This is a genomic window from Sphaerotilus mobilis (assembly GCF_004216565.1).
Lineage (GTDB): Bacteria > Pseudomonadota > Gammaproteobacteria > Burkholderiales > Burkholderiaceae_C > Sphaerotilus > Sphaerotilus mobilis.
In genome coordinates, this window is the sequence record NZ_SGWV01000010.1 from 556832 (window position 1) to 581060 (window position 24229).

Annotated in this window: 21 protein-coding genes; 11 read left to right on the plus strand and 10 right to left on the minus strand. The window is 67.9% G+C overall.

The window, feature by feature from the left end; translation table 11 throughout:
• Positions 1 to 42 precede the first annotated feature (42 nt).
• The 4 genes from yidC to rpmH are packed head-to-tail and all read right to left on the minus strand — an operon-like array spanning position 43 to position 2712.
• Positions 43 to 1713, minus strand: a complete 1671-nt coding sequence (gene yidC, locus EV685_RS14825) for a membrane protein insertase YidC (RefSeq protein WP_130482797.1) — start codon at positions 1711 to 1713, stop codon at positions 43 to 45.
• On the minus strand, positions 1710 to 2033 hold the full coding sequence (gene yidD / locus EV685_RS14830) for a membrane protein insertion efficiency factor YidD (RefSeq protein ID WP_130482798.1): 324 nt from the start codon (positions 2031 to 2033) through the stop codon (positions 1710 to 1712). Before yidD ends, yidC begins: the two co-directional genes overlap by 4 nt.
• A 20-nt stretch (positions 2034 to 2053) precedes the next feature.
• Positions 2054 to 2521, minus strand: coding sequence for a ribonuclease P protein component (locus EV685_RS14835; RefSeq protein WP_130482799.1), 468 nt, complete (start codon positions 2519 to 2521; stop codon positions 2054 to 2056).
• A gap of 56 nt (positions 2522 to 2577) precedes the next feature.
• Positions 2578 to 2712 carry a 50S ribosomal protein L34 gene (gene rpmH / locus EV685_RS14840; RefSeq protein ID WP_130482800.1) on the minus strand — a complete coding sequence of 45 codons (135 nt, stop codon included), beginning with the start codon at positions 2710 to 2712 and terminating at the stop codon, positions 2578 to 2580.
• A gap of 422 nt (positions 2713 to 3134) precedes the next feature.
• Here rpmH and dnaA point away from each other — a divergent pair, with 422 nt between their 5' ends.
• The 3 genes from dnaA (at position 3135) to gyrB (ending at position 8692) form a co-directional block, all read left to right on the plus strand.
• Positions 3135 to 4676, plus strand: a complete 1542-nt coding sequence (gene dnaA, locus EV685_RS14845; protein WP_130482801.1) for a chromosomal replication initiator protein DnaA — start codon at positions 3135 to 3137, stop codon at positions 4674 to 4676.
• A 182-nt stretch (positions 4677 to 4858) separates the two neighbouring features.
• Positions 4859 to 5998, plus strand: a complete 1140-nt coding sequence (dnaN, locus tag EV685_RS14850; protein WP_130482802.1) for a DNA polymerase III subunit beta — start codon at positions 4859 to 4861, stop codon at positions 5996 to 5998.
• 108 nt (positions 5999 to 6106) lie between these two features.
• A complete protein-coding gene (gene gyrB / locus EV685_RS14855; protein ID WP_130482803.1) occupies positions 6107 to 8692 on the plus strand; it encodes a DNA topoisomerase (ATP-hydrolyzing) subunit B in 2586 nt (861 codons plus the stop codon).
• A 420-nt stretch (positions 8693 to 9112) separates the two neighbouring features.
• On the opposite strand, the gene EV685_RS14860 is transcribed toward gyrB, so the two are convergent.
• Positions 9113 to 10006 (minus strand): LysR family transcriptional regulator, encoded by an 894-nt coding sequence (locus EV685_RS14860; RefSeq protein WP_130482804.1) that lies wholly within the window; start codon positions 10004 to 10006, stop codon positions 9113 to 9115.
• Between the two features lie 96 nt (positions 10007 to 10102).
• Between EV685_RS14860 and EV685_RS14865 the strand changes: the two genes are divergently transcribed.
• The 5 genes from EV685_RS14865 to EV685_RS14885 all read left to right on the plus strand — a co-directional run bounded on the left by EV685_RS14865 (position 10103) and on the right by EV685_RS14885 (position 14574).
• On the plus strand, positions 10103 to 11035 hold the full coding sequence (locus EV685_RS14865) for a dihydrodipicolinate synthase family protein (RefSeq protein ID WP_130482805.1): 933 nt from the start codon (positions 10103 to 10105) through the stop codon (positions 11033 to 11035).
• A gap of 42 nt (positions 11036 to 11077) precedes the next feature.
• On the plus strand, positions 11078 to 12040 hold the full coding sequence (locus tag EV685_RS14870) for a Bug family tripartite tricarboxylate transporter substrate binding protein (RefSeq protein ID WP_130482806.1): 963 nt from the start codon (positions 11078 to 11080) through the stop codon (positions 12038 to 12040).
• Positions 12030 to 12740, plus strand: a complete 711-nt coding sequence (locus tag EV685_RS14875; RefSeq protein ID WP_130482807.1) for an SDR family NAD(P)-dependent oxidoreductase — start codon at positions 12030 to 12032, stop codon at positions 12738 to 12740. Before EV685_RS14870 ends, EV685_RS14875 begins: the two co-directional genes overlap by 11 nt.
• Before the next feature lie 17 nt (positions 12741 to 12757).
• On the plus strand, positions 12758 to 13927 hold the full coding sequence (locus EV685_RS14880) for a mandelate racemase/muconate lactonizing enzyme family protein (protein WP_130482808.1): 1170 nt from the start codon (positions 12758 to 12760) through the stop codon (positions 13925 to 13927).
• Between the two features lie 194 nt (positions 13928 to 14121).
• Positions 14122 to 14574 carry an RbsD/FucU family protein gene (locus tag EV685_RS14885; protein ID WP_130482809.1) on the plus strand — a complete coding sequence of 151 codons (453 nt, stop codon included), beginning with the start codon at positions 14122 to 14124 and terminating at the stop codon, positions 14572 to 14574.
• 161 nt (positions 14575 to 14735) lie between these two features.
• Here the strand turns inward: EV685_RS14885 and EV685_RS14890 are convergent, their stop codons facing one another.
• Positions 14736 to 15092, minus strand: a complete 357-nt coding sequence (locus EV685_RS14890) for an antibiotic biosynthesis monooxygenase family protein (RefSeq protein ID WP_130482810.1) — start codon at positions 15090 to 15092, stop codon at positions 14736 to 14738.
• Between the two features lie 21 nt (positions 15093 to 15113).
• Complete coding sequence (locus EV685_RS14895; protein ID WP_130482811.1) at positions 15114 to 15737, minus strand: FMN-binding negative transcriptional regulator; 624 nt, start codon at positions 15735 to 15737, stop codon at positions 15114 to 15116.
• A gap of 90 nt (positions 15738 to 15827) precedes the next feature.
• Here EV685_RS14895 and pdxR point away from each other — a divergent pair, with 90 nt between their 5' ends.
• From pdxR to EV685_RS21045, 3 genes are all read left to right on the plus strand, one after another.
• On the plus strand, positions 15828 to 17339 hold the full coding sequence (gene pdxR / locus EV685_RS14900) for a MocR-like pyridoxine biosynthesis transcription factor PdxR (RefSeq protein ID WP_130482812.1): 1512 nt from the start codon (positions 15828 to 15830) through the stop codon (positions 17337 to 17339).
• A gap of 163 nt (positions 17340 to 17502) precedes the next feature.
• The gene (locus EV685_RS14905; RefSeq protein ID WP_242615602.1) at positions 17503 to 18669 is read left to right on the plus strand and encodes a protein NO VEIN domain-containing protein; all 1167 of its coding nucleotides are present in this window, start codon (positions 17503 to 17505) and stop codon (positions 18667 to 18669) included.
• 70 nt (positions 18670 to 18739) lie between these two features.
• On the plus strand, positions 18740 to 19855 hold the full coding sequence (locus EV685_RS21045) for a hypothetical protein (RefSeq protein WP_130482813.1): 1116 nt from the start codon (positions 18740 to 18742) through the stop codon (positions 19853 to 19855).
• A 30-nt stretch (positions 19856 to 19885) separates the two neighbouring features.
• Here EV685_RS21045 and EV685_RS14915 read toward each other — a convergent pair whose 3' ends face one another.
• The 3 genes from EV685_RS14915 to nirB all read right to left on the minus strand — a co-directional run bounded on the left by EV685_RS14915 (position 19886) and on the right by nirB (position 24185).
• Positions 19886 to 21187: a nitrate- and nitrite sensing domain-containing protein gene (locus EV685_RS14915; protein WP_130482814.1), complete on the minus strand. Its 1302-nt coding sequence runs from the start codon at positions 21185 to 21187 to the stop codon at positions 19886 to 19888.
• A 75-nt stretch (positions 21188 to 21262) separates the two neighbouring features.
• Positions 21263 to 21628 carry a nitrite reductase small subunit NirD gene (gene nirD / locus EV685_RS14920; RefSeq protein WP_130482815.1) on the minus strand — a complete coding sequence of 122 codons (366 nt, stop codon included), beginning with the start codon at positions 21626 to 21628 and terminating at the stop codon, positions 21263 to 21265.
• A 34-nt stretch (positions 21629 to 21662) separates the two neighbouring features.
• Positions 21663 to 24185 (minus strand): nitrite reductase large subunit NirB, encoded by a 2523-nt coding sequence (gene nirB / locus EV685_RS14925; protein ID WP_130482816.1) that lies wholly within the window; start codon positions 24183 to 24185, stop codon positions 21663 to 21665.
• Positions 24186 to 24229 lie beyond the last annotated feature (44 nt).

Below are 24229 nucleotides of genomic sequence, written 5' to 3' on the forward strand. Positions count from 1 at the left end.
CCGAAGACCGCCCGAATCACCCGCCAGATCAGCCGATCAGCCTCACTTGTTGAGGCCCAGCGAGCGGTTGATCATCCATTGCTGCGCGATGGACAACAGGTTGTTGACGAACCAGTAGAGCACCAGGCCAGCCGGGAAGAAGAAGAACATCACGCTGAAGGCCAGCGGCATGATCCACATCAGCTTGGCCTGGACCGGGTCCGGCGGCGTCGGGTTCAGCCAGGTCTGCAGCACCGTGGTGGCGGTCATCAGCAGCGGCAGGATGAAGTAGGGATCCTTGACGCTCAGGTCCGTCACCCAGCCCAGCCACGGCGCACCGCGCATCTCGACGCTCGACAGCAGCACCCAGTACAAGGCGATGAAGAAGGGCATCTGCACAAAGATCGGCAGGCAGCCGCCGATCGGGTTGACCTTCTCCTCGCGGTAGATGCGCATCATCTCCTGCTGCATCTGCTGAGGCTTGTCCTTGAGACGCTCGCGCATCTCCATGATCTTCGGGTTGATGGCCTTCATCTTGCCCATCGAGCGATAGGCGCTGGCATTGAGCCAGTAGAAGGCGATCTTCAACAGCACGACCAGCGCGACGATCGACCAGCCCCAGTTGGCCAGCAGCCCATGCAGACGATCGAGCAGCCAGAACAGCGGCTTGGACAGGATGGTCAGCCAACCATAGTCCTTGACCAGGTCCAGGCCAGGCGCGAGCGCCTCCAGCACCTTTTCCTGCTGCGGGCCGACGAATAGGCGGGCCTCGACCGTGCGGCTGGCCGCCGGGGCGAGTTCACCAAGCGTCATCAGCGTGCCGACGGCGTAGAGGTTGTCCGACACCTTGCGGGTGTAGAACTCGCGCGGCGTGTTGCCGGTCGGCAGCCAGGCCGAGGCGAAGTAGTGCTGCACCATCGCGACCCAGCCGTTGTCGGCCGAGACCTCGTGGCCGGGCTTGTCGCCAGTCTTGCGCTTCTCGATGTCGCTGAACTCGACCTTCTGGTACTTGCCGGCCTCGGAGTAGATCGCCGGCCCCGTGAAGGTGCTGTAGAAGCTCGACGCGTCGGGCAGCGGGTTGCCATCGCGCACCAGCTGCAGGTAGAGCTGCGGCTGAACGGCGGCAGACCCACCGTTGCTGACCTCGTGCTTGACGTCCACCGCGTAGCTGCCGCGCTGGAAGGTGTAGGTCTTGACCAGCTTGATGCCAGCGGCCGTGGTGGCCTCGAAGCCCAGAACCAGCTTGTCCTGCCCGTCGGCAAGCGCACGCGCCTCTGTGGTCGGCTTCATCACCGTCGTGTGGTCGGGCACGGCGCCCGCCATGCCGGCGGCAACCAGGCCAGTCTCGGCCACATAGAGTCGCTGGGCCGACTGGTCCAGCAGCACGACATGACCGTCGCCTTCCTTGTGCGCCAGCAGTTCGACCCGCACCAGCGAGCCGCCGCGGGTGTCGAAGGTGGCCTTGACGAGGTCGGTCGTGACGACCAGTCGCTCGCCCGCTTGAGGCACGGCGGCTGTGGCTGGCACGGCACCCGGCGCGACGGCGCTGGCCGCTGCGGTCGGCGCCGGCACCGACGAGGCACCCGCTTGGGCCGCACCCGGCGCGGCAGGAGCCGTCACCGCCGGCGGCGCGAACATCGACGGCTGGCCGTTGTGCCGGTTCCAGCCGTCCCACAACATCACGAGGGACACCGAGAAGATGCCCCACAGCAGCGCACGCCGCAGTTCGGTCATGGCGAGTTCTTTCGTACTGGCGAGGATCCGTCGGCCACTGATACGGCAGCCTGCGGACCGGAAGTCAGCCGGGACAGTCCCGGCAGCGAGGAAAAGAGCGGACTCGGACGTTCCGGCACCGGATCGCAGCCACCGGCGCACCACGGGTGACAGCGCGCAAGTCGGCCGAGCGTCAGGCGCGCACCGGTCGCCGCACCGTGGCGGGTCAGGGCGTCGAGCGCGTAGACCGAACAGGTCGGCTCAAACCGGCAGGCCGAGCCCAGCCAGGGGCTGAGCAGGTAACGGTAGCCGCGCACGATGACGATCAGCAGGCGCTGCATCGGCGAGGTCCGAACGCCACTCACCGCGACGCTCCAGCCACCTTGCTGGCGACGCGGACGCCGTCGGCGATCAGCCGCGACATCTCTTCACGCACGACCGACAGCAGCGCGGCAGAAGCGGCGCTGCTGTAGAGGGTGCGATCAAAGGGCGCACGCAGACGCAACACCCAATCGCCTGGCGGCAGGATGGTCACGCTGCGCGCCATCTGGGCCCGTGCCTCGCGGCGGACCAGGTTGCGCGTGACGGCCCGCTTCGCGTGCCGTTTGGGCACAACCAGACCCAGGTGGACCCCGAACTCGGGCGGCGCGACAGGCTGTGCCGGAGAGGTGTCTTCGGATTCATCCACAGACCGATCCTGCGTAACCATCCGGCCTGTTGACAACTTGTCCACCGCTCGGTAGTGCAGCATGAAATGTGCACTGCGCGAACAGGGTCGCGTGCCCAGCACCGCCTGGAAGCGTTCGGCACCATCAAGGCTGCTGAGCATGACGCGACGTCAGGCGCGGCGGCCGTGGCCGGATCGGCGTCGCGCCGTCGACGGGATCAGAGACCCAGGCGCTTGCGGCCCTTGGAACGGCGGTTGGCAATGACCTTGCGGCCACCGGCGGTCTTCATGCGGACCAGGAAACCGTGCGTACGGGCACGACGGACCTTCGAGGGCTGATAGGTGCGCTTCATGATGGGATCCTCGGTTGTGCCCGCATCGGCGCACACGGCGCTCAGTCAGGCTTGGACAGTGTTGTTCGGCAGCGGCGCACCGGATGCGAGATCCGGGCGACTGGTGAGCCGTGGCGCCGTGGAACCACCGGTGGAACCAACGGACCCGCCGCGGTCGCCACACCGGGATCGTTTGTCGCTGGAACCCGCAACGCCCGGATGCCCACACAAGGGCTTCCTCACATTCGGCCACGACAAGACCCCCGACTCGGGAAACCCGGCATTACAACAAATCCACCAAGGACCGTCAATGCGCACCCCAGATCGAGGCTCGAAAACGCCGGCTTGACCCTCGCCAGGAAACTGTGGATAACCACGCCTTCAGGGCCGCTCTTGTGTCTACAATCGCGCCCCCCGAAGAGAGTTATCCACATTCCTAGAAGATGCACAAAGACCTGTGGGAGCGAGGTTGCGAGCGACTGGCCGCCGAGATGCCGGAGCAGCAATTCAACACCTGGATCAAGCCGCTGCCGCCTGCCGACGTGTCGGATGGCGGTGACCGCGTGCTGGTCGGCCTGCGCGTCCCCAACCGTTTCAAGCTGGACTGGATCCGCTCCCAGTACAGCGCCCGCATCGAAACCACGCTGAGCGAGCTGGCCGGCATGCCGGTGCGCCTGGAACTGTCGGTGCTCCAGCGCGACGCCAGCGGCCGCCCGGCAACGGCCTCGTCCAGCAGCGGCGCCGGCGCGATGCACCTGCGCGCGCCCTCCACGGCCGCCGTGGCCGCCGTGCCGGTGCGCGGCCTGCCCGGCCTCCCGGACGACGCGACGTCCGCCCAGGACGTCCCGCCCGAGTCGTCCACCGCCCGCGAGGCCCTGCGCCCGGCGGCGCCGGCCGTCATCGGGGTGCGTGGCGAGCGCCCCGCGAACCCGACCGGAACACTGCCCGGCGCCCCGGTCGCCCAGCGCGGCCGCCTGAACCCGGCCTTGACCTTCGACACCCTCGTGCCCGGCCGCGCCAACCAGATGGCCCGCACCGCCGCGCTGCATGTCGTCGGCGCGCCCGGCCAGATGTACAACCCCTTGTTCATCTACGGCGGCGTCGGCCTGGGCAAGACCCACCTGATCCACGCGGTGGGAAATGCCCTGATTCGCGACAACCCGGACGCTCGTGTGCTCTACCTGCACGCCGAGCAGTTCATCAGCGACGTGGTGCGCAACTACCAGCGCAAGACCTTCGATGAACTCAAGGCCAAGTACCACTCGCTGGACCTGCTGCTGATCGACGACGTCCAGTTCTTCGCCGGCAAGGACCGCACGCAGGAGGAGTTCTTCAACGCCTTCGAGGCCCTGCTGGCCAAGCGCGCCCACATCATCATGACCAGCGACACCTACCCCAAGGGGCTGGTGGACATCGACGAGCGCCTGACCAGCCGCTTCGACGCCGGCCTGACGGTGGCCATCGAGCCGCCCGAGCTGGAGATGCGCGTGGCCATCCTGATGAAGAAGGCCATCGCCGAAGGCAGCCCGATGCCCGAGGACGTCGCCTTCTTCATCGCCAAGAACGTGCGCGCCAACGTGCGTGAGCTCGAAGGCGCGCTGCGCAAGGTGCTGGCCTACGCGAAGTTCTCGCACAAGGACATCAGCATCACGCTGGCACGCGAGGCGCTCAAGGACCTGCTGTCGATCCAGAACCGCCAGATCTCGGTCGAGAACATCCAGAAGACCGTGGCCGACTTCTACAAGATCAAGGTCGCGGACATGTACAGCAAGAAGCGCCCGGTCTCGATCGCCCGGCCGCGCCAGATCGCGATGTACCTGGCCAAGGAAATGACCCAGAAGAGCCTGCCCGAGATCGGCGAGCTCTTCGGCGGTCGTGACCACACGACGGTGCTGCACGCCGTGCGCAAGATCGGGGGCGAGCGCCAGAAGAACACCGAGCTGAACCAGCAACTGCACGTGCTGGAGCAGACCCTGAAGGGCTGAGGCCGGACACGGGCAGGTCCTGAGGACCGGGCCGTGCCTGCCGAAGCGAACCGGCATACAGGCCGGTTCGTGGGGGAGGCCGGAAGCGCCCTGAATTCAGGCGAAAATGGCGGCTTCGCGCGCGCGAAACGCCACGACCAGCGGACCTCTTCCGCACCATCACGACACGGGTGAGACAGCACATGATCGTCCTGAAAGCAGCACAGGAACAGGTATTGGGAGCCCTGCAAGCGGTCTCCGGCATCGTCGAGCGACGCCACACGCTGCCGATCCTGGCCAACGTGCTGATCCGCAAGTCGGGCGGCCGCACCGAGCTCACCACCAGCGACCTGGAAATCCAGGTCCGCACCAGCGCCGACCTCGGCGGTGACGACAACGCCTTCGCCACCACCGTCGGTGCGCGCAAGCTGATCGACATCCTGCGCACCTTGCCGTCCGACCAGATCGTGACGCTGAGCGCGGCCCAGAACAAGCTGACGCTGCAGGGCGGCAAGAGCCGCTTCACGCTGCAGACGCTGCCAGCCGATGACTTTCCGCTGGTCCAGGAGGCGGCCGAATTCGGCCCTGCCTTCAGCGTGCCGCAGAAGACGCTCAAGGGCTTGATCGACCAGGTCCACTTCGCGATGGCGGTGCACGACATCCGCTACTACCTCAACGGCATCCTGTTCGTCGCCGAGGGCAAGACGCTCACACTGGTCGCCACCGACGGCCACCGACTGGCGCTGGCCCAGGCCACGCTAGAGACCGAGATCCCCAAGCAGGAGGTCATCCTGCCGCGCAAGACCGTGCTCGAACTGCAGCGCCTGCTGAAGTCCGAGAAGGACGACAAGAACGCGCCCGAAGGTGCCGAGGAAGCCCGCATCGAGATGCGCTTCGCCGACAACCAGGCCAAGTTCTCCTTTGGCGGCATGGAGTTCGTGACCAAGCTGGTCGAGGGCAAGTTCCCCGACTACAACCGCGTCATCCCGCGCAACCACAAGAACCACGTCACGCTGGGTCGCGCCCCGCTGCTGGCCAGCCTGCAGCGCGCGGCCATCCTGACGAGCGAGAAGTTCAAGGGCGTGCGGGTCAACTTCGAGCCCGGCAACCTTCGCATCGCCAGCTCCAACGCCGAGCAGGAAGAGGCCAAGGAAGAACTCGAGATCGACTACGGCGGCGACGCCATCGAGATCGGCTTCAACGTGACCTATCTGATGGACGTGCTGTCCAACGTCTCCGAGGAGATGGTCACCCTCTCGCTGCAGGACGCCAGCAGCTCGGCCCTGGTGACCGTGCCCGAGCGCAGCGGCTTCAAATATGTCGTGATGCCGATGAGGATCTGACGCGCCCCGCGCGCCGTCCCGGCCATTCCACCTTCAAGCGGGCCCCGGCCCGCTTGAGCATTTCTGTACAGCGTCGACCCCAGCGGCCGATGCCACCGAGCCAGCCCCATGACCGACCCGAACAAGACCCCGCAAGACCCCCAGGCGAACCAGCCGGGCGCCGATGGCGTGACCCGCCGCGAGCTGCCCTCCGCCGAAGGCGAGCAGGTGTCGACCGGTTCGGAAGCATCGGCCGCCTACGGCTCGGACAGCATCCAGATCCTCGAAGGCCTGGAGGCCGTGCGCAAGCGTCCGGGCATGTACATCGGCGACACGTCCGACGGGACCGGCCTGCACCACCTCGTCTTCGAGGTGGTCGACAACTCCATCGACGAGGCCCTGGCCGGCCACTGCGACGACATCATCGTCACCATCCACAGCGACAACGCCATCAGCGTCATCGACAACGGCCGCGGCATCCCCACCGGCGTCAAGATGGACGACAAGCACGAGCCCAAGCGCTCGGCCGCCGAGATCGCGCTGACCGAGCTGCACGCCGGCGGCAAGTTCAACCAGAACAGCTACAAGGTCTCGGGCGGCCTGCACGGCGTGGGCGTGTCCTGCGTCAACGGTCTGTCGACCTGGCTGCGCCTGACGGTGCGCCGCGATGGTCAGGCCCACTTCATGGAGTTCCGCCAGGGCATCCCGCAAGACCGCCTGATCGAGCAGCGTGACGGCCACGACATCAGCCCGATGAAGGTCCTCGGGCCGACCGACAAGCGCGGCACCGAGGTCCACTTCCTGCCCGATCCGACCATCTTCAGCAGCGTCGACTTCCACTACGACGTGCTGGCCAAGCGCCTGCGCGAGCTGAGCTTCCTGAACAACGGCGTCAAGATCCGGCTGGTCGACGAACGCAACCAGAAGGAAGACAACTTCGCCTACGCCGGCGGCGTCAAGGGCTTCGTCGAGTTCGTCAACAAGGGCAAGAAGGTCCTGCACGCGAACATCTTCCACGCCCGTGGCGACAAGCTCAGCGACAACAACACCAACGTCGGTGTCGAGGTCGCGATGCAGTGGAACGAGAGCTACAACGAGAACGTGCTCTGCTTCACCAACAACATCCCGCAGCGTGACGGCGGCACCCACCTGACGGGCCTGCGTGCGGCGATGACCCGGGTCATCAACAAGTACATCGACGACAACGACATCGCCAAGAAGGCCAAGGTCGAGATCACCGGCGACGACATGCGCGAGGGCCTCGCCTGCGTCGTCAGCGTCAAGGTGCCCGAGCCCAAGTTCAGCAGCCAGACCAAGGACAAGCTCGTCTCCAGCGAGGTCCGCGCGCCGGTCGAGGACATCGTCAGCCGCCTGCTGACCGACTGGCTGCTCGAGAACCCGATCGACGCCAAGACCATCTGCGGCAAGATCGTCGACGCCGCCCGCGCCCGCGACGCCGCGCGCAAGGCCCGCGAGATGACGCGCCGCAAGGGCGTGCTCGACGGCATGGGCCTGCCGGGCAAGCTGGCCGACTGCCAGGAGAAGGACCCGGCGATGTGCGAGATCTACCTGGTGGAGGGCGACTCCGCCGGCGGCTCCGCCAAGCAAGGTCGCGACCGGAAGTTCCAGGCCATCCTGCCGCTGCGCGGCAAGATCCTCAACGTCGAGAAGGCCCGCTACGAGAAGCTGCTGACCAGCAACGAGATCCTCACGCTGATCACCGCGCTCGGCACCGGCATCGGCAAGGGCATGGGCGGGGACGACTTCAACCCCGACAAGCTGCGCTACCACCGCATCATCATCATGACCGACGCGGACGTCGACGGCGCCCACATCCGCACCCTGCTGCTGACCTTCTTCTTCCGCCAGATGCCCGACCTGGTCGAGCGCGGCAACATCTACATCGCCCAGCCGCCGCTCTACAAGGTCAAGCACGGCAAGCAGGAGCAGTACCTCAAGGACGGCACCGAGCTGGACGCCTACCTGATGCGCGTCGCCCTCGACGGCGCCGTGATCGAACCCGGCGCCGGCCGCGCGCCGATCGACGGCCCGGCGCTCGAAGACCTGGCGCGCCAGTACGTGCAGGCCAGCAACGTCATCGCCCGCCTGAGCAACTGGATGGACATCGAAGCCCTGCGCGCCATCAGCGACGGCCTCGTGCTCGACCTCGACGACGCCGCCAAGGCCGAGACCAGCGCCATCGCCCTGCAAGGCGCGCTGCATCAGGCCGAGGTCGCTGCCGAATACGACGCCCGCACCGACAAGCACCACCTGCGCATCAGCCGTCGCCACCACGGCAACATCAAGAGCAGCGTGATCACGCAGGACTTCGTGCACGGCGGCGACTACGACGCCCTGAGCCGCGCCGGCCTCACCTTCAAGGGCCTGCTGGCCGAGGACGCCACTGTCAAGCGCGGCGAAGGCGAACGCCAGAAGACCGCCAAGGCCGGCGACTTCCGCGTCGCCATGGCCTGGCTGATGCAGCAGGCCGAATCCAGCGTCGGCCGCCAGCGCTACAAGGGCCTGGGCGAGATGAACCCCTCCCAGCTCTGGGAAACCACGATGGACCCGACCGTGCGCCGCCTGTTGCGCGTCCAGGTCGAAGACGCCATCGAGGCCGACCGCGTCTTCACCATGCTGATGGGCGACGAGGTCGAACCCCGCCGCGAGTTCATCGAGAGCAATGCGTTGAGGGCGGCGAACATCGACGCGTGAGGGGTGGGCAGCCGTAGGTCGCCAAAGTAGTGGCGACTCGCGCCACAAGATTTCGACCAGCGGGCGGCAGTTCCTGCGACCGGCCTCGCCACGCATGCCGGTGGAGTCCAAGGGCGCGGCTGCAACCAGGTGGGGCGTGACCCCACCGACGTCACCTCAGCTTGCCTGCTTGTGAAGCTGCGCCGCGAGCGACGACAGCATTGCGGCAAGCCAACGGCCTTGGCCTCGGCGTGCTACCGACCCGGAGCGGACATCCACCGCCTGAACCTCAAGGTCGGAAAGCAGACGTTCGCGGCGGTCTGTGAGCCCAGAAGCAGTGGGCTCCGCCTGAGCGCCCATTGGTTCATTGGAATATCCGGGCGCCAAGCTCTAAGTCCCCGGTGCAAACTTCGACGTCGACCTCGGCTTGCACAGAGCGATCTATTGCGCCATCTGGAGCCGCAACGCTTCCACGCACAGCCGAACCTTGGCCGACTGCGCCGAGCGCACGGTCGACACCGCATACAGCGGTGCCTCTTGCGCCCACTGCGGCAACACCTGCACCAGCGCCCCGCGGGCCAGGCTGGGCGCCAGCAGCCACTGCGAGCTCATGACGATGCCGTGGCCGTCGCAGGCCCAGCGCAGGACAACGTCGATGTCGTTCGAGGCCAGGGTACTGGCAGGCTTGACGCTTGCAGGACCTTCTGGCCCTGTCAGCCGCCAGGCGCCGAACGGGTCTTCGCGGTCGCGCAGCAACACGCACTGGTGCTCTGCCACGTCGCCCAGTACCTGAGGCGTCCCGCGCCGTGCCAAGTAGGCCGGCGCCGCACACAGGATGCGCTGGTTGGGTGCTACCAGGTGACCGATCAGGTGCGGCTCGGCCACCGAGCCGACCCGCACATCGAGGTGGAAGGATTCGCCGATCAGGTCGACCCGCCGGTCCAGAAGTTCAAGCCACACGTCGATCGCCGGGTGGCGTGACTTCAGTGCCGAAAGTGCCGGTGCCACCACCTCGCGGCCCAGGCGCGGGCTGCTGCAGATGCGGATCGGACCCTCGGGCTCGACCGCGATGCGCGCCACGTCCTCGCGCATGTCGTCCACGTCGTCGAGGATGCGCTGGGACCAAGCCAGAACCTTGCGTCCCTCGTCGGTCAAGTCGACCCGGCGCGTGGTGCGCTTGAGCAGCGTGACGCCGAGCGTGGCCTCCAGTTGTGCGATGCGCTTGCTCATCAGCGTGGGCGCCACGCCAGCCTCGCGCGCGCCGGCGGCGAAGCTGGCGCGACGAGCAACACAGCAAAACAGGCGAAGGTCGCCCAGGTCGGGATGTTTATCCACGATTTGGCATCAGTAAATCTCAGTGGCGGCAGATTGTCTTTGATTTTGGAATCTCTAAGCTCACAGCACTCCACCGACCAACCCCTACGACGCGCCATGCCCACCATCGCCAACTACCGCGGCATCATTCCCGCCATCGCCTGCCCGTTCACCGAGAACCATCGGATCGACGAACCCGCGTTGCGCCGTCTCGCCGGCTGGCTGGCCGAGCAGCGCGGCATCGTGGCGGTGATGACCAACGGCCACACCGGCGAGGTGTTCTCGCTGCAGCCGCACGAACGCGCCGAGGTCACTCGCATCGTGGCAGACGAATTGAGGGGCCGGATCCCCGTGATCAGCTCCATCGTCTGCGAGGGCATAGAGGACGCGAAGGTTCACGCCCGCATGGCCAAGGAAGCCGGCGCCAGCGGCCTGGACGTGATGCCGCCGCACCACTGGCTGCGCTTCGGTTACCGGCCAGACCATGTGCGCCACTACTTCGACGCCATTGCCGAGAGCGGGCTGGACCTCATAGCCCACGTGTACCCGGCCTGGACGCGCGCCAGCTACAGCACCGCGGTGATGGCCGACCTGGCCCGCCACCCCGCCGTGGCCGCCTTCAAGGTGGGCCAGCGCGACATGAACAAGTACGCCGCCGACATTGCCGCCGTGCGTGCTGCCAACCCGGCCAAGGCCATCCTCACCTGCCACGATGAATACCTGCTGGCCAGCATGGTGCAGGGCGTGGATGGGGCCCTGGTGGGCTTCGCCACCTTCATCCCGAACCTGATTGCCGACCTGTGGGAAGCCGTGAAGGCTGGCGACCTGAAGCGCGCCATGGCCATTCAGGCTGTGATTACCCCGCTGAAGGATGCCGTGTACGGCGGCGGCGAGCCCACTGGCGAAGCGCATGCCCGCATGAAAGCCGGCATGTGGCTGGCCGGTGTCATCGACTCCCCCACCGTACGCCCGCCCACCGAGGCCCCCACCGAGGCCGAGATGGCCACCCTGCGCGCCGCCGTGACGCAGGCCGGGCTGCTGAAGCGTTAAACCCCCACCCGCACCCATAACACCCCGAAGGAGACGACAACCATGAACCGTTCAAACTTCCTGCGCGCCGCCGCCGCGGCCGCCCTGTTCGCCTGCATTGGCAGTGCCTCGGCCCAGGCTTACCCCAACAAGCCGGTGAAGGTGATCATTCCCTTCCCGCCCGGCGGCACGCTCGACTTCATCGGACGAAGCTTGGCGCAGAAGATGAGCGAATCCACCGGCCAGACCTTCGTCGTGGAGAACCGCCCGGGCGGAAACGGCTTCATCGGTGCCGACGCCGTGGCCAAGGCGCCGAACGACGGCTACACCCTGCTCTTCAACGCCAGCACCTTCACCACCGGCCCCATGGTGGCCAAGGCGCCGTATGACGTGCAGAAGGACTTCAGCCCCGTGGTGCTGGTGGCGCAAGCCCCGCTGGCCCTGAGCGTGAACAACGACCTGCCGGTGAAGGACGTGGCCGGGCTCATCGCTTACGCCAAGGCCAACCCGGGCAAGTTGAACTTCGCCATCGGCTCCACCGGCTCGGCCGGTCACCTTTCCACCGAACTGCTCAAGCGGGCCGGCGGCTTGGACATCACCATCGTGCCCTACAAGGGAACGGCACCGGCCATGCAGGACCTGGTGGGCGGCCAGATCCAGGGCTTCATCGACCCCCTGCTGGGCGCGATGAACTTCCACAAGACTGGCAAGCTGCGCATCATTGCGCTGACCTCCAAGAACCGCGTGCCCAACCTGCCCGAAGTGCCCACCGTGGGCGACACCGTGGCCGGCTACGAGTTCTACAGCTGGTATGGCTTGTGGGCTCCGGCCGGCACCGCGCCCGACGTGGTGGCCAAGCTGAATGCCGAAGCCAACAAGGCCCTGGCCAGCGACATGAAGCAGAAGCTCGTCGACCAGGGCCTGATCGTCAACGGCGGCAGCGTGGCCGACATCGTGAAGTTCCAGAGCGAGGACATGGCCAAGAGCCAGAAGATCATCACCGAAGGGAACATTCGTGCCCAGTGACGGGCCCGAAGGCGCACGGCGAGCGCTGGTCACCGGCAGCAGCTCGGGCATCGGCTACGCCGTGGCCGAGCGCCTGCTGGCCGGCGGCTGGAAGGTGCTCGGCCTGGACGCCCAGGGCCCCGCGCTCGCCCACGCCTCCTACACGCATGAGGTGATCGACCTCACCGATGCACCGGCCATCGACGCCCTTTGCGCCAGCCTGCCCACGCCGCAGGCGGTGGTTCACGCCGCTGGCGTGCTGCGCACCGGCAGCCTGGGCAGCCTGACGGCTGAAGACGCCACCCTGATGTGGCAACTGCATGCGCAGGCCGCCACGCGCCTGGCCGATGCCCTTCTGCCGCGCATGGCCCAGGCCGGCACCGGCCGCCTGGTGCTCATCGGCAGCCGGGTGGCGCAGGGCATGCCTGGGCGCAGCCTGTATGCGGCCAGCAAGGCGGCCCTGGTGGCGCTGGCGCGCAGTTGGGCAGCCGAGGTGGTGGCGCTGGGCGTGACGGTGAACATCGTCTCGCCCGCCGCCACCGACACCGCCATGCTGCGTGACCCGGCACGCGCCGCCACCGCGCCGAAGCTGCCACCCATCGGCCGGCTCATCCAGCCGCAGGAAGTGGCCGCGCTGGTGACCTACCTGCTTTCCCCCGAAGCTGCAGCCATCACCGGGCAGGACATCGCCCTGTGCGGCGGCAGTTCATTGCCGCGCTAATTTCTTCACCACGCATCATGAAAATCGTCGAGATCCGCGAAAGCACGCGGCCCATCAGTTCGAACATCCGCAACGCCTACATTGACTTCAGCAAGATGACGCTGAGCCTGGTGGCGGTGGTCACCGATGTGATCGTCGATGGCAAGCCGGTCATCGGCTACGGCTTCAACTCCAACGGCCGCTATGGCCAGGGCGCGCTGATGCGCGAGCGCTTCATTCCCCGGGTGCTGGAAGCCGAGCCAGACAGCCTGCGCGACACGCAGCGCGACAACCTCGATCCGCACAAGATCTGGGCCACGATGATGACGAACGAAAAGCCCGGTGGACACGGTGAACGTTCCGTGGCCGTGGGCACCATCGACATGGCGGTGTGGGACGCTGTGGCGAAGATCGAGCGCAAGCCACTGTCTCGCCTGCTGGCCGAACGCTACGGCCAGGGCAAGCCAGCCAACCCCAAGGTGTTTGTCTACGCCGCCGGTGGCTACTACTGGCCGGGCCAGGGCCTGGAAGGCCTGACACGCGAAATGCAGAGTTACCTTGACCGCGGCTACAGCGTGGTAAAGAAGAAGATCGGCGGGGCCTCGCTCAGCGAAGACTGCAAGCGCATCGAGGCCGTGCTGAAGCTGCTGCAGCCCGGCCAGCGCCTGGCGGTGGATGCCAACGGCCGCTTCGATTTGAAGACCGCGATTGAGTACGCCAAGGCGCTGAAGGACTACAACCTGTTCTGGTACGAGGAAGCCGGGGACCCGCTCGACTATCAGCTTCAAGCCGAACTCTCGCCCCACTACGACGGCGCAATGGCCACGGGCGAGAACCTGTTCTCGATGCAGGACGCGCGCAACCTCATCCGCCACGGCGGCATGCGGCCTGACCGCGACTGGCTGCAGTTCGACTGCGCCCTGAGCTACGGCCTGGTCGAATACCTGCGCACGCTGGAGATGATCCAGGCCCATGGCTGGAGCCCATCGCGATGCATTCCCCACGGCGGCCACCAGATGAGCCTGGCGATCGCCGCCGGTTTGGGCCTGGGCGGCAATGAAAGCTACCCCGATCTGTTCCAGCCCTATGGCGGCTTCCCCGACGGCGTGCGGGTCGAGAACGGCCACGTCACCCTGCCCGACCTGCCGGGCATCGGCTTCGAAGGCAAGGCTGATCTGTATGCTGAGATGAGGGCCCTCGCCTCCTGAGCGGGACTCGCGATCAGACTTGGCGCGCACGTAGGCCAGCCGCAACGACTCGTGGACACCTTCGACCGAAGCTGCGGTGCGGCACTCGCCAAGTGCTTGTCGGCGCTGGCGCGCCAGAGCAACTAATCTGGCGCCCTGCGGCAGCCGTAGGCCGTCCCCCGAACCAGCAACCGTTCAGACCCCGGAGCCCCACCATGCTCAAGCGCATCCCCGACTTCATCGACGCCGACCTGCTGTGGATCCTCGCGGCCATGGGACATGGCGACCAGCTCGCGGTGGTGGACCGCAACTTCCCGGCCCACGCCATCGCGCAGCAGACCCGCAGCGGCAAGCTCGTGACGCTGGGCGGCATGGATGCGCCGCGCACGGTGGCCGGCCTGCTGGAACTGCTGCCGCTGGACACCTTCGTGGACCAGCCGCTAGCCTGGATGGACCCGGTCGACGAGCCCGGCAAGGTCCTGTCGGTCCATGCCGACGTGCTGGCGGTCTGCCTTGCCGCCGAAGGCCGCGAGATCGCCCACCGGGTGATCCCCCGCGCCGATTTCTACGACGCCGCCAAACGCTGCTTCGCGGTCGTCCAGAACACCGAGTCGCGGCCGTACGGGTGCTTCATCCTGACCAAGGGCGTGGTGTTCGAGGCGGAGTGAGCGGCCTGGCGGTCGATGCAAGACCGCTTGCGCCGCGTTGCTGGTGCGTCAGCGCCTCGACGACGCTGCCTTTGAACAAGGCTCGCCGCACGCCCTGCAGCAGCCACGCGGGAACCCCGCAGCCAGCAGAACAGCAGCGAACGACGGGGCAGGTCTTCCGTTCAAGCTTGCGGACGGGCACTGCCGACCATCGGGACTGGCCGGTCGGCCAGCGGATGCGGGATGCCGCGGTCGCCATAGTTGCCAATGACTTCGGCGATGACCACCTGGTAGCCGTCCAGCCAGCGACCTTGCTGGCGCTTCGCGGCCAGGTGGTAAGGATGGTTCATCAGCGCCGTCAGCGCTTCCAGCGAGTCCCAGTAGTAGACGTTGCAGATGAGCCCGCTGGACGGGTTCTCCCACGCTTCCTCGCCCAGGTAGCCGGGTGTCGCTTTTGCGATGGACGCGATGACCCCGTCGATGGCGTGGAACGCGTCGTCGAAGTCCTTCTTGGCGAAGGTGAAGGTGGCGGTGTACATGGTGGTGACTTCGGGGGCGGGTCAAGCCTGGCGCACGACGTTCGCCATCGCGGCATGGCCCCTGACATCGAGGTTCTCGACGACGCCTTGGCGGTCGCGCGCGTCCTTGTTCTGGCTGGCCTTGACCTTGCCGACGATGGACGTGACGGCCACCTCGATGCCGACGATGTGCCGCAGCATCTCGTCAAGGTAGTCCGGCGGCGCGTCGCCCATCTTCCACGGCTTGGGCTCGGTGGCCTCGTGCGTGCGGGTCAACCTGGCGACCAGGCGACGCACGAAGCGCTCGTCGTCGTGGACATTCAAGATGCCCTGCACGTGGACCACTTCGTAGTTCCAGGTCGGCACCTGGCGATGCGCCTCGTGCTTGCTGGGGTACCAGTTGGGCGAGATGTAGGCCTGCGCCCCGCGGAAGACCACCAGCACCGGGCTGCCCGTCGGGCAGTGCTGCAAGAACGGGTTGGCACGCGCGACATGGGCACTCAAGACGCCCTGACCACCCCCGACGCCGGGCTCGTATTCGAAGGGGATGTGGTCGGCGTCGAGGCCCGCCGTGCCGGACGTGACCAACATGCCCAGCGGGTGCTCGCGCATGATGCGCTGGAGGACTTCGGGGCGGTTCTCGGCGAAGTGTTGGGGGATGTACATGGGGCGTCCGGCGGCAAAGGTGACAAGCGCGACGGCCGGACTTTCGCGTCAAACCGGCACAATGAGAAGTTCCAGTTTTGACGAATCTTGATGGACCAGTTGCCATCCTCTGACGACCTCGGCGCAGCGCCTGCAAGGCCCGGTCGCCGCATCTACCTGCTGCTGCGCGCGCAGATGACCGACGGCACGCTCGCGGCTGGCGCGCGGGTGCCCTCGACGCGCGCCCTGGCGGCCGAGTTCGGCGTCTCGAGGACGACGGTCACCGCCGCCTACGAACAGCTGGCGGCCGAGGGTTTCATCACCACCGCCTTGGGGCGCGTGGCCCGTGTCACAGCGCCCCTGGCGTCAACCCGGGCACCCGTCGATGCGCCCCGGCCCCGCACCGAACGGCGGGCCCGTGCGACACGGCACCTGTCCGATTTCGCCCAGCGCATCAGCGCCGCGCCGATGCCGGTGATGCCCGCCGAGGGCCTGGCACCGGTCGACTTCCGCTACGGCGCCCTGGCGGCCAGCGACTTCCCGATCCTGGCCTGGCGACGTCAGTACCTGCTGGCGCTCCAGCGGCCAGCGGATAGCCTCTATTACGCCGCACCCGAGGGCCTGGCCGATCTGCGCCGGGCCATCCAGGGCTACCTGCGGCGGGCGCGCGGTGTCGTCTGCGACGCCGAACAGGTGCTCGTGGTCCACGGCTCACAGCAGGCCATTGACTTGTGCGCCCGGCTGTTGCTGAACCCCTCGGACGCCTTCGTCTTCGAAGACCCGGGCTACCTGATGGCTCGTCGCAGCTTCGAAGCCACCGGCGCGCAACGTTGGCCTGCGCCCGTCGACGAGCATGGCTTGGTCACGGACGCGCTGCCGCGAGACGCCCGCGTCCGTCTGGCCTACGTGACGCCGTCGCACCAGTTCCCGCTGGGTGGCGTGCTGCCCTTTGGCCGTCGACAGCAGCTGTTGCAATGGGCGCAGCGCCAGGAGGCCTGGGTCATCGAGGACGACTACGACGGCGAGTTCCGCTACGGCCAGCGTCCGATTGATGCGCTGCAGGCGCTGGATGCGGACGGCAGGGTCATCTACGTCGGCACCTTCTCCAAGGCCTTGTCGCCGCAGATGCGGCTGGGCTACCTCGTGCTGCCGCCCGAGCTGGTGCCGGTCTTCCGCCAGGCCAAGCGCCTGACGGACCGGCACGCACCGGTCATGGAACAACGCGTGCTGGCCGCACTGATGGACGATGGCACCTACGAGCGCCATGTCCGACGCCTGCGGCGCGAGAACGAGCGGCGACGGTCCGCGCTTCTGGAGGCGGTCGCGCGCCACATGCCAGCGGACACCCAGGTCGTGGGCACATCGGCCGGACTGCATGCGGTGCTGTGGCTGACCGGCCTGCAGGCCCGCGAGGAAGGCGCCGTCATCGCTGCGGCCCTGGAAGCGGGGGTGAGCGTCTATCCGCTGTCGCCGCTGTACGCAAGTCCGCCACCGGACGGATCGAACCGCCCTGCAGGACTGGTCCTCGGCTACGCCAGCTTGACGGTCGAGGCGATCGAGGCCGGCATCCAAGGCCTGGGCGCCGCGTTGCACCGCTGGACCGCTGCCCGTCATCGCCTGTGAGCGCTCAGGCGTCCCCTTGCCCAAACAGCAGCCAATCACAGGGCGTTTGACCGGGCCACCAAAGGCCAAGGTCCGCAGGAGCGGCTCCGTCCGGTGATCCGCCGCGCCGATTTCAACGGCGCAGCATGGAAACTATCCCTGTTTCTCGCACGCCGTCTTCGCCATGCCCGCTGCCCTGTCGACCCTGACCCGCCACGCCGTCCTCGTCGCGCTCGATGAGTTCCAGCGCCTGGGTCGCAGCACCTTCCTGAGGACGTACGGATTCGGCGAGGCGAGGGACTATTTCGTTCTGCATCCGGTGAGCGGCCTGGCATGCGACTCGAAGGCCATCGTTGGGGTCGCCCACGGCATCCAGTTTCCGGATCGAGGGCCGCTGGGACCCAAGGACTTCTCGGGTGGCGTGGCAACCGTCGCGAAGTTGCTGCGCGACCTGGGCTTCGAGTTGAGCAACGCATCGGCCGGCGAGCCTGCGGTCAGATCATCCAACCTGGCGCGAGCCTGGTCACGCGAGGAAGTCGAGCTGCTGGTGGCCGACTACCTGCAAATGCTCACGCTCGAACTAGCCGGCCAGACCTACAACAAGGCGGCGCGACGCCGGGCCTTGCTGCCTTTGCTGGAGGGGCGATCGGAGGCATCGATTGAGTTCAAGCGACGCAACGTCAGCGCCGTCATGGGCCAGCTGGGCTTGCCTTACGTGCGCGGCTACCTACCGGCCGAGAACACGCAGGCCGAGATGCTCATCAGCGTTGTGTCGCAACAGATGGACCTGATGCCGCAACTGGCGGCGGCGGCCGATGAAGCGGTCGAGCGGCTGGCGGTCGAGGTCGAGGCCGTCGACCACGCCCATGCCAAGGCCGCCGCACCAGCACGGCAGTTCCGTGCGGCCGAGCCGGTGACGACCTATCACCGCCGTGCGATCCGGCGTGACTACCTGGAGCGCGAGACGCGCAACCGATCGCTCGGTCTGGCCGGCGAAAAATTCATCGTCGACCACGAGCGCTGGCGCTTGCTGAAAAGCGGGCTGGGCCAGTTGGCCGACCGGGTCGAACACAAGTCGGTGAGCGAAGGTGACGGCCTCGGCTACGACGTGCTGTCCTTCGAGTCCGATGGCAGCGAGCGCTACATCGAGGTCAAGACCACCGCCTTCAGCGAGTTGACGCCCTTCTTCGTCACCGCCAACGAACTGGACTTCGCCCGCACCGAGCCAGACCGGTTCGCGCTGTGTCGGGTCTTCGACTTCCGTCAGGGCCCGCGCTTCTTCGAGGTCCGTGGTCCGGTCGAACGCCACTTCCACCTCGATCCAGCCACATTCCGGGCAAGCCTGCAGTAGCGCTCGCTCACCTCACACCTCGTCACCCCCCCACACAGCACGTCACCCGCCTTCCCGCCAGACTGCGCGGATGCCGTCCATCGTTCCCGCACCACGCCCTGCCGAATCGTGTTTCGAACCTGGGTCGCCCGAGCGGCGGCGCCTGGGGCTGGCGGGCTTGTCGGCGCTGTGGCTGGCGGCTTGTGGGGGTGGTGGGGATGCGGCGGGCGCGACCGGTGTGGCGCCCGCGCCGGCACCGGCGCCGACGGCGGGGTCGGGCAATGGCAGCACGGTGTTCGGCAACTTCAGCGGTGCGGGCACGGGCGTGAACGCGGCTTTGAACGGGGCCGTCGCGTTTCCGGCGGGCCATGCGTGGAACACCGATGTGTCGGCGGCGGCGGTTGATGCGAACTCGGCGGCGATCCTGGCGAGCATCGGGCTGGGGACCAGCCTGCGGCCGGACTTCGGTGCGGGAACCTGGCAGGGCGCGCCGATCGGCATTCCCTATGTGGTCGTGGCGGGCAACCAGACGCGGGTGCGGATGAACTTCGTGGCCTATGGCAGCGAGAGCGATCCCGGCCCCTACCCGGTGCCGGCCTATGCGCCCATCGAGGGTGGCAGCGGCAGCACCGGGGACCGGCATGTGCTGGTGATCGACCGCGACAACCACCGGCTCTACGAACTCGCGCGGGCCTTCCAGCAGGGCGATGGCAGCTGGAATGCGGACTGCGGCGCGGTCTTCCACCTCGACAGCAACACGGTGCGGCCGGGCGGGCAGGCGGGCTGGACCAGCGCGGATGCGGCCGGATTGCCGATCTTTCCGGGGCTGGCGCGGTATGAGGAAGCCGCGCGCGGGCCCGGCGGCATCCGCCATGCGCTGCGCTTCACGGCGGCCCGCACGCGCAAGGCCTATGTCGCGCCGGCCACACACTGGGCGTCGAGCAACACGTCGACCAGCCTGCCGCCGATGGGCCTGCGGGTGCGGCTCAAGGCCAGCTACGTGATCCCGTCGACGTTCAGCACCGAGGCCCGCGCCATCCTGACCGCGCTGAAGACCTACGGGATGCTGCTGGCCGACAACGGCAGCAACTGGTACCTGAGCGGCGCGCCCGACGAGCGCTGGCCCGGTACGCTGGTCGCGCAGCTCGGGCAGGTCACGGGCAATGACTTCGAGGTCGTGCAGATGACGGGCGTGGTGAGCGGCTGAGGTCGCGCTCGCCCCGTCACCGCCGGGCGATCAGCCCTTGTTGTCGCCCGCTTCGCGCGTGAACACGAAGTCCGGCAAGGACAGCGTGGCCTCTGCGACCTGCAGCAGGCGGCGGTTCTGGTCCATCGCGGTCTTCTGCAGGGCGCGGAAGGCGACGTCCTCGGTCATGCCCAGACGGGCCATCAGCATGCCCTTGGCGCGCTCGATGATCTTGCGTTCGTGCAGCGCGCGGCGGGCCGCTTCGAGCTCGGATTCCATCCGCGCCAGCCGCATCGACTGTTCCTGCACCAGGGCCAGAAGCCCGTGTTCATCGGGGGTTGGCTCGGTCGGCCCGTCGGCCACCCGGCCGGCGCTGGCCGACAGGTCCAGTTCGCGTTCGACCGCCTGGCGCTGGGCCGGCGGGTTGGCGCGCAGCTCGCGCAGCAGCCGTTCGGAGTCCTGCAGGTCCTGACGGGCCGCCTCGATCTGGGCCTGGCAGTCCGCGCGCAAGCCGTGCAGCAGCTCGACCTGCAGATGCCAGAGTTCGGTGATGCGTTCGCTGCAGACCGAGAACCAGGTCTCGCTGAGCTGGCTGTCCAGCGCCGCGCCGGGCCGGGCGGCGCAGAGCGTGCGGCGCAAGCGTTCCAGCCGCGCCACGCCGGGCGAGAGCTGCTGCTGTTCCCAGCGCGCGCGCAAGGTGTCGTCGGTGAACTCGGACCAGGTCTGCAGGTTGCGGTCCTGGGCCTCGATCAGGTGCACCAGGCGCTGCTGCGGGGCCTCGTGGCAGACGCCGCCGGCAAACAGCTCGCCGCCCACCGCACGTTCCTGGCCGGCCGCCTCGTTGCCCTGCACCAGATGGACCAGCGCGACCAGCCGGCGCGCGATGGCCGGGTGGGCGCTGGCGTCGGCCACCAGCACGATCAGCTCAACCAGGCCGGCGACGACGCGGCTGTAGGCCACCACCGCGTCATGCGCGCTCAGGGCGTGCTGCTCGACCTGGGCGCGCAACTCGTCGAGCGACTCCAGGCCCAGCAGCACCCAGGCCATCAGCGACAGCAGCCGCGAGGAGGCCTCCTGCCCGGGCGCCAGCTGTTTGGAGGCCAGTGCGCGCAGGCGCGCCTGCATCGGCAGGGCCTCGGCCACCGCCTGCTGGCGCACGTCGGCATAACGCAGCCCGCGCGAGGCCAGGTAGACGCTGGATGCGCCGCGTTCACGCTGCAGCGCATGGATCAGCTGGCCGGTCAGGTCGACCAGCTCGGCGCGGGCGGCCAGCAGGTGCAGCGTGTCGATGTCGCGCTGCTTGGCGCGCAACACCAGGGCGGACACCGACAAGGGCTCGGTCGCTGCAGGCATGGGGTACTCCAGGATCTCGGACAGAGGCCGATTCTCCGTAAAAACCCATGCACGACCCGGGCCCGCGCCCAGGGCTCAGGTCAAGGCGACGAGCACGCGCCCTTCGTGGATCTGAACGCGGTGCGCGCGCACCGACTGCTCGGGCGCTTCCAGGCATTCGCCCGACAACAGGTCGAAGTGGTTCTTGTAGAGCGGCGAGGCGACGACGAGGCGCTCGCCCAGGTTGCCGACCAGGCCGCGCGACAGCACGCTGGCCTGCGAGCGCGGGTCGACGTTGTCGATCGCGTAGCAGCGGTCGTCGCCAAGACGGAAGACGGCCACATGGCGGCCGTCGACGCGGGCGCAGACCCCCGTGCCGGGCAGGATCTCGTCGACGTGGCAGACGGCGGTCCAGGCCGATGTGGGGACCACGGCGGTGGCGTCTTCAACGGGTGGGTTCATGCTGCGGACTCCTTGCTGGGGTTGCGGGGATGGCTCACGCCGACGCGGCCTGCGCTTGCCGTTCTTCCGGCCGGGCCGGGCGGATCTGGCCGCGTTCCTCGATGAACACGATGTGTTCGTCAGGCCGTTCGCTGTTGACGAAGCTGCGGAAGCGCGCGCGCACGGCCGGGTCGGTCACGGCGGTCTTCCATTCGCACTGGTAGGTCGAGACGACGTGGGCCATCTGCGCCTCCAGCTCGGCGGCCAGGCCCAGGCGGTCGTCGACGATCACGCCCTTGAGGTAGTCCAGCCCGCCTTCGAGGTTGTCGCGCCAGGTGCTGGTGCGCTGCAGCCGGTCGGCGGTGCGCACGTAGAACATCAGGAAGCGGTCGATCAGGCGGACCATCTCGTCGCGGCTGAGGTCGCTGGCGAGCAGCTCGGCGTGGCGCGGCTTCATGCCGCCGTTGCCGCAGACGTAGAGGTTCCAGCCCTTCTCGGTGGCGATGATGCCGACGTCCTTGCCCTGGGCCTCGGCGCATTCGCGGGTGCAGCCCGAGACGCCGAACTTGATCTTGTGCGGCGCGCGCAGGCCCTTGTAGCGGTTCTCCAGCTCGACCGCGAGGCCCACGCTGTCGCCCACGCCATAGCGGCACCAGGTCGACCCGACGCAGCTCTTGACCGTGCGCAGCGCCTTGCCGTAGGCATGGCCGCTCTCGAAGCCGGCGGCGATCAGCTCTTCCCAGATCAGCGGCAGCTGCTCGACGCGTGCGCCGAACAGGTCGACCCGCTGGCCGCCGGTCACCTTGGTGTAGAGGCCGTACTTCCTGGCGACCTGGCCGACCGCGATCAGGCCCTCGGGCGTGACCTCGCCACCGGGCATGCGCGGCACCACCGAGTAGCTGCCGTCCTTCTGGATGTTGCCCAGGTAGTAGTCGTTGCTGTCCTGCAGGCCGGCGAGTTCCTTCTTCAGCACGAACTCGTTCCAGACCGAGGCCAGGATGCTCGCGGCCACCGGCTTGCAGACGTCGCAGCCCAGGCCTTGCCCGTGGCGGGCCAGCAGCTCGTCGAAGGTCCGGATCTCGCCCACACGCACCAGGTGGTAGAGCTCCTGGCGCGAATGCGGGAAGTGCTCGCAGACGTGGTTGTTGACGGCCATGCCGCGCTTGGACATCTCCGCCTTCATGACCTGCGTGACCAGCGGCACGCAGCCGCCGCAGGTCGCGCCGGCCTGGGTGCAGGCCTTCAGCGCGGCGACGGTGGTGGCGCCCTCGCCGACCGCCGCGCACAGGCGGCCCTTGCTGACGTTGTTGCACGAACAGATCTGCGCGCTGTCGGGCAAGGCATCGACCCCCAGGCCCGGCTTGGCCTTGCCGTCGCTGCTGGGCAGGATCAGGAACTCCGGCTCGGCCGGCAGGGTGATGCCACCCCGCGCCATCTGCAGCAGCGTGTTGTATTCGGCGGCATCGCCGACCAGCACGGCGCCCAGCAGGCGCTGGCCGTCCTCGCTGACCACGATCTTCTTGTAGGTCTGCCGGCGCTCATCGGTGTAGTGCAAGGCCCGGGCGCCCGGCGTGGTGCCGTGGGCATCGCCGATGCTGGCCACGTCCACGCCCATCAGCTTGAGCTTGGTGCTCATGTCGGCGCCCACGAAGGCGGCGTCGTCCTGACCGACCAGGTGGCGGGCGGCGACGCGGGCCATCTCGTAGCCGGGGGCGACGAGCCCGAAGACCTGGCCGTTCCAGGCCGCGCATTCGCCGATCGCGTAGATGTCCGGGTCGCTGCTGCGGCAGGCGCTGTCGATCGCCACGCCGCCGCGCGGGCCGATGTCCAGGCCGGCCGCGCGGGCCAGCTCGTCACGCGGGCGGATGCCGGCGGAGAACACGATCATGTCGGCCTCCAGCACGCTGCCGTCGGCGAACTCCATGCGGTGCGTGGCGGCCTCGCCGTCGACGATGCGCTGGGTGTTCTTCTGGGTGTGGACCTGCACGCCGAGGGCCTCGATCTTGTGGCGCAGCATGCGGCCACCGCCCTCGTCGACCTGCACGGCCATCAGGCGCGGCGCGAACTCGACCACGTGCGTGGTCAGGCCCATGTCGAGCAGCGCCTTGCCGCACTCCAGGCCCAGCAGGCCGCCGCCGATGACGACGCCGGTCTTGCTGCGCGCACCGCAGGCCTGCATGGCCTCCAGGTCCTCGATGGTCCGGTAGACGAAGCAGTCGGACCGCTCGCGGCCCGGCAGCGGCGGCACGAAGGGGTAGGAGCCGGTTGCCAGCACCAGCTTGTCGTAGGCCAGCACCTCGCCGTCCAGCGTGGTGACCGTGTGCGCGGCGCGGTCGATGTGGGCTGCACGGGTCGCCAGCCGCAGCGTGTGGCCGCTGCGCTCGAAGAAGCCGGGCTCGACCAGCGACAGGTCATCGGCCGACTTGCCGGCGAAGAACTCGGACAGGTGGACGCGGTCGTAGGCGGCGCGCGGCTCCTCGCACAGCACCGTCACCTGCACGTCCTGCGCGGCAACCTCGACGAGGCTTTCGAGGAACTTGTGGCCCACCATGCCGTGGCCGACGACGATGATCTTCATGGGTGATCCTGCTGAGGTTCGGGCGGACGCCGACATCGGTGCAG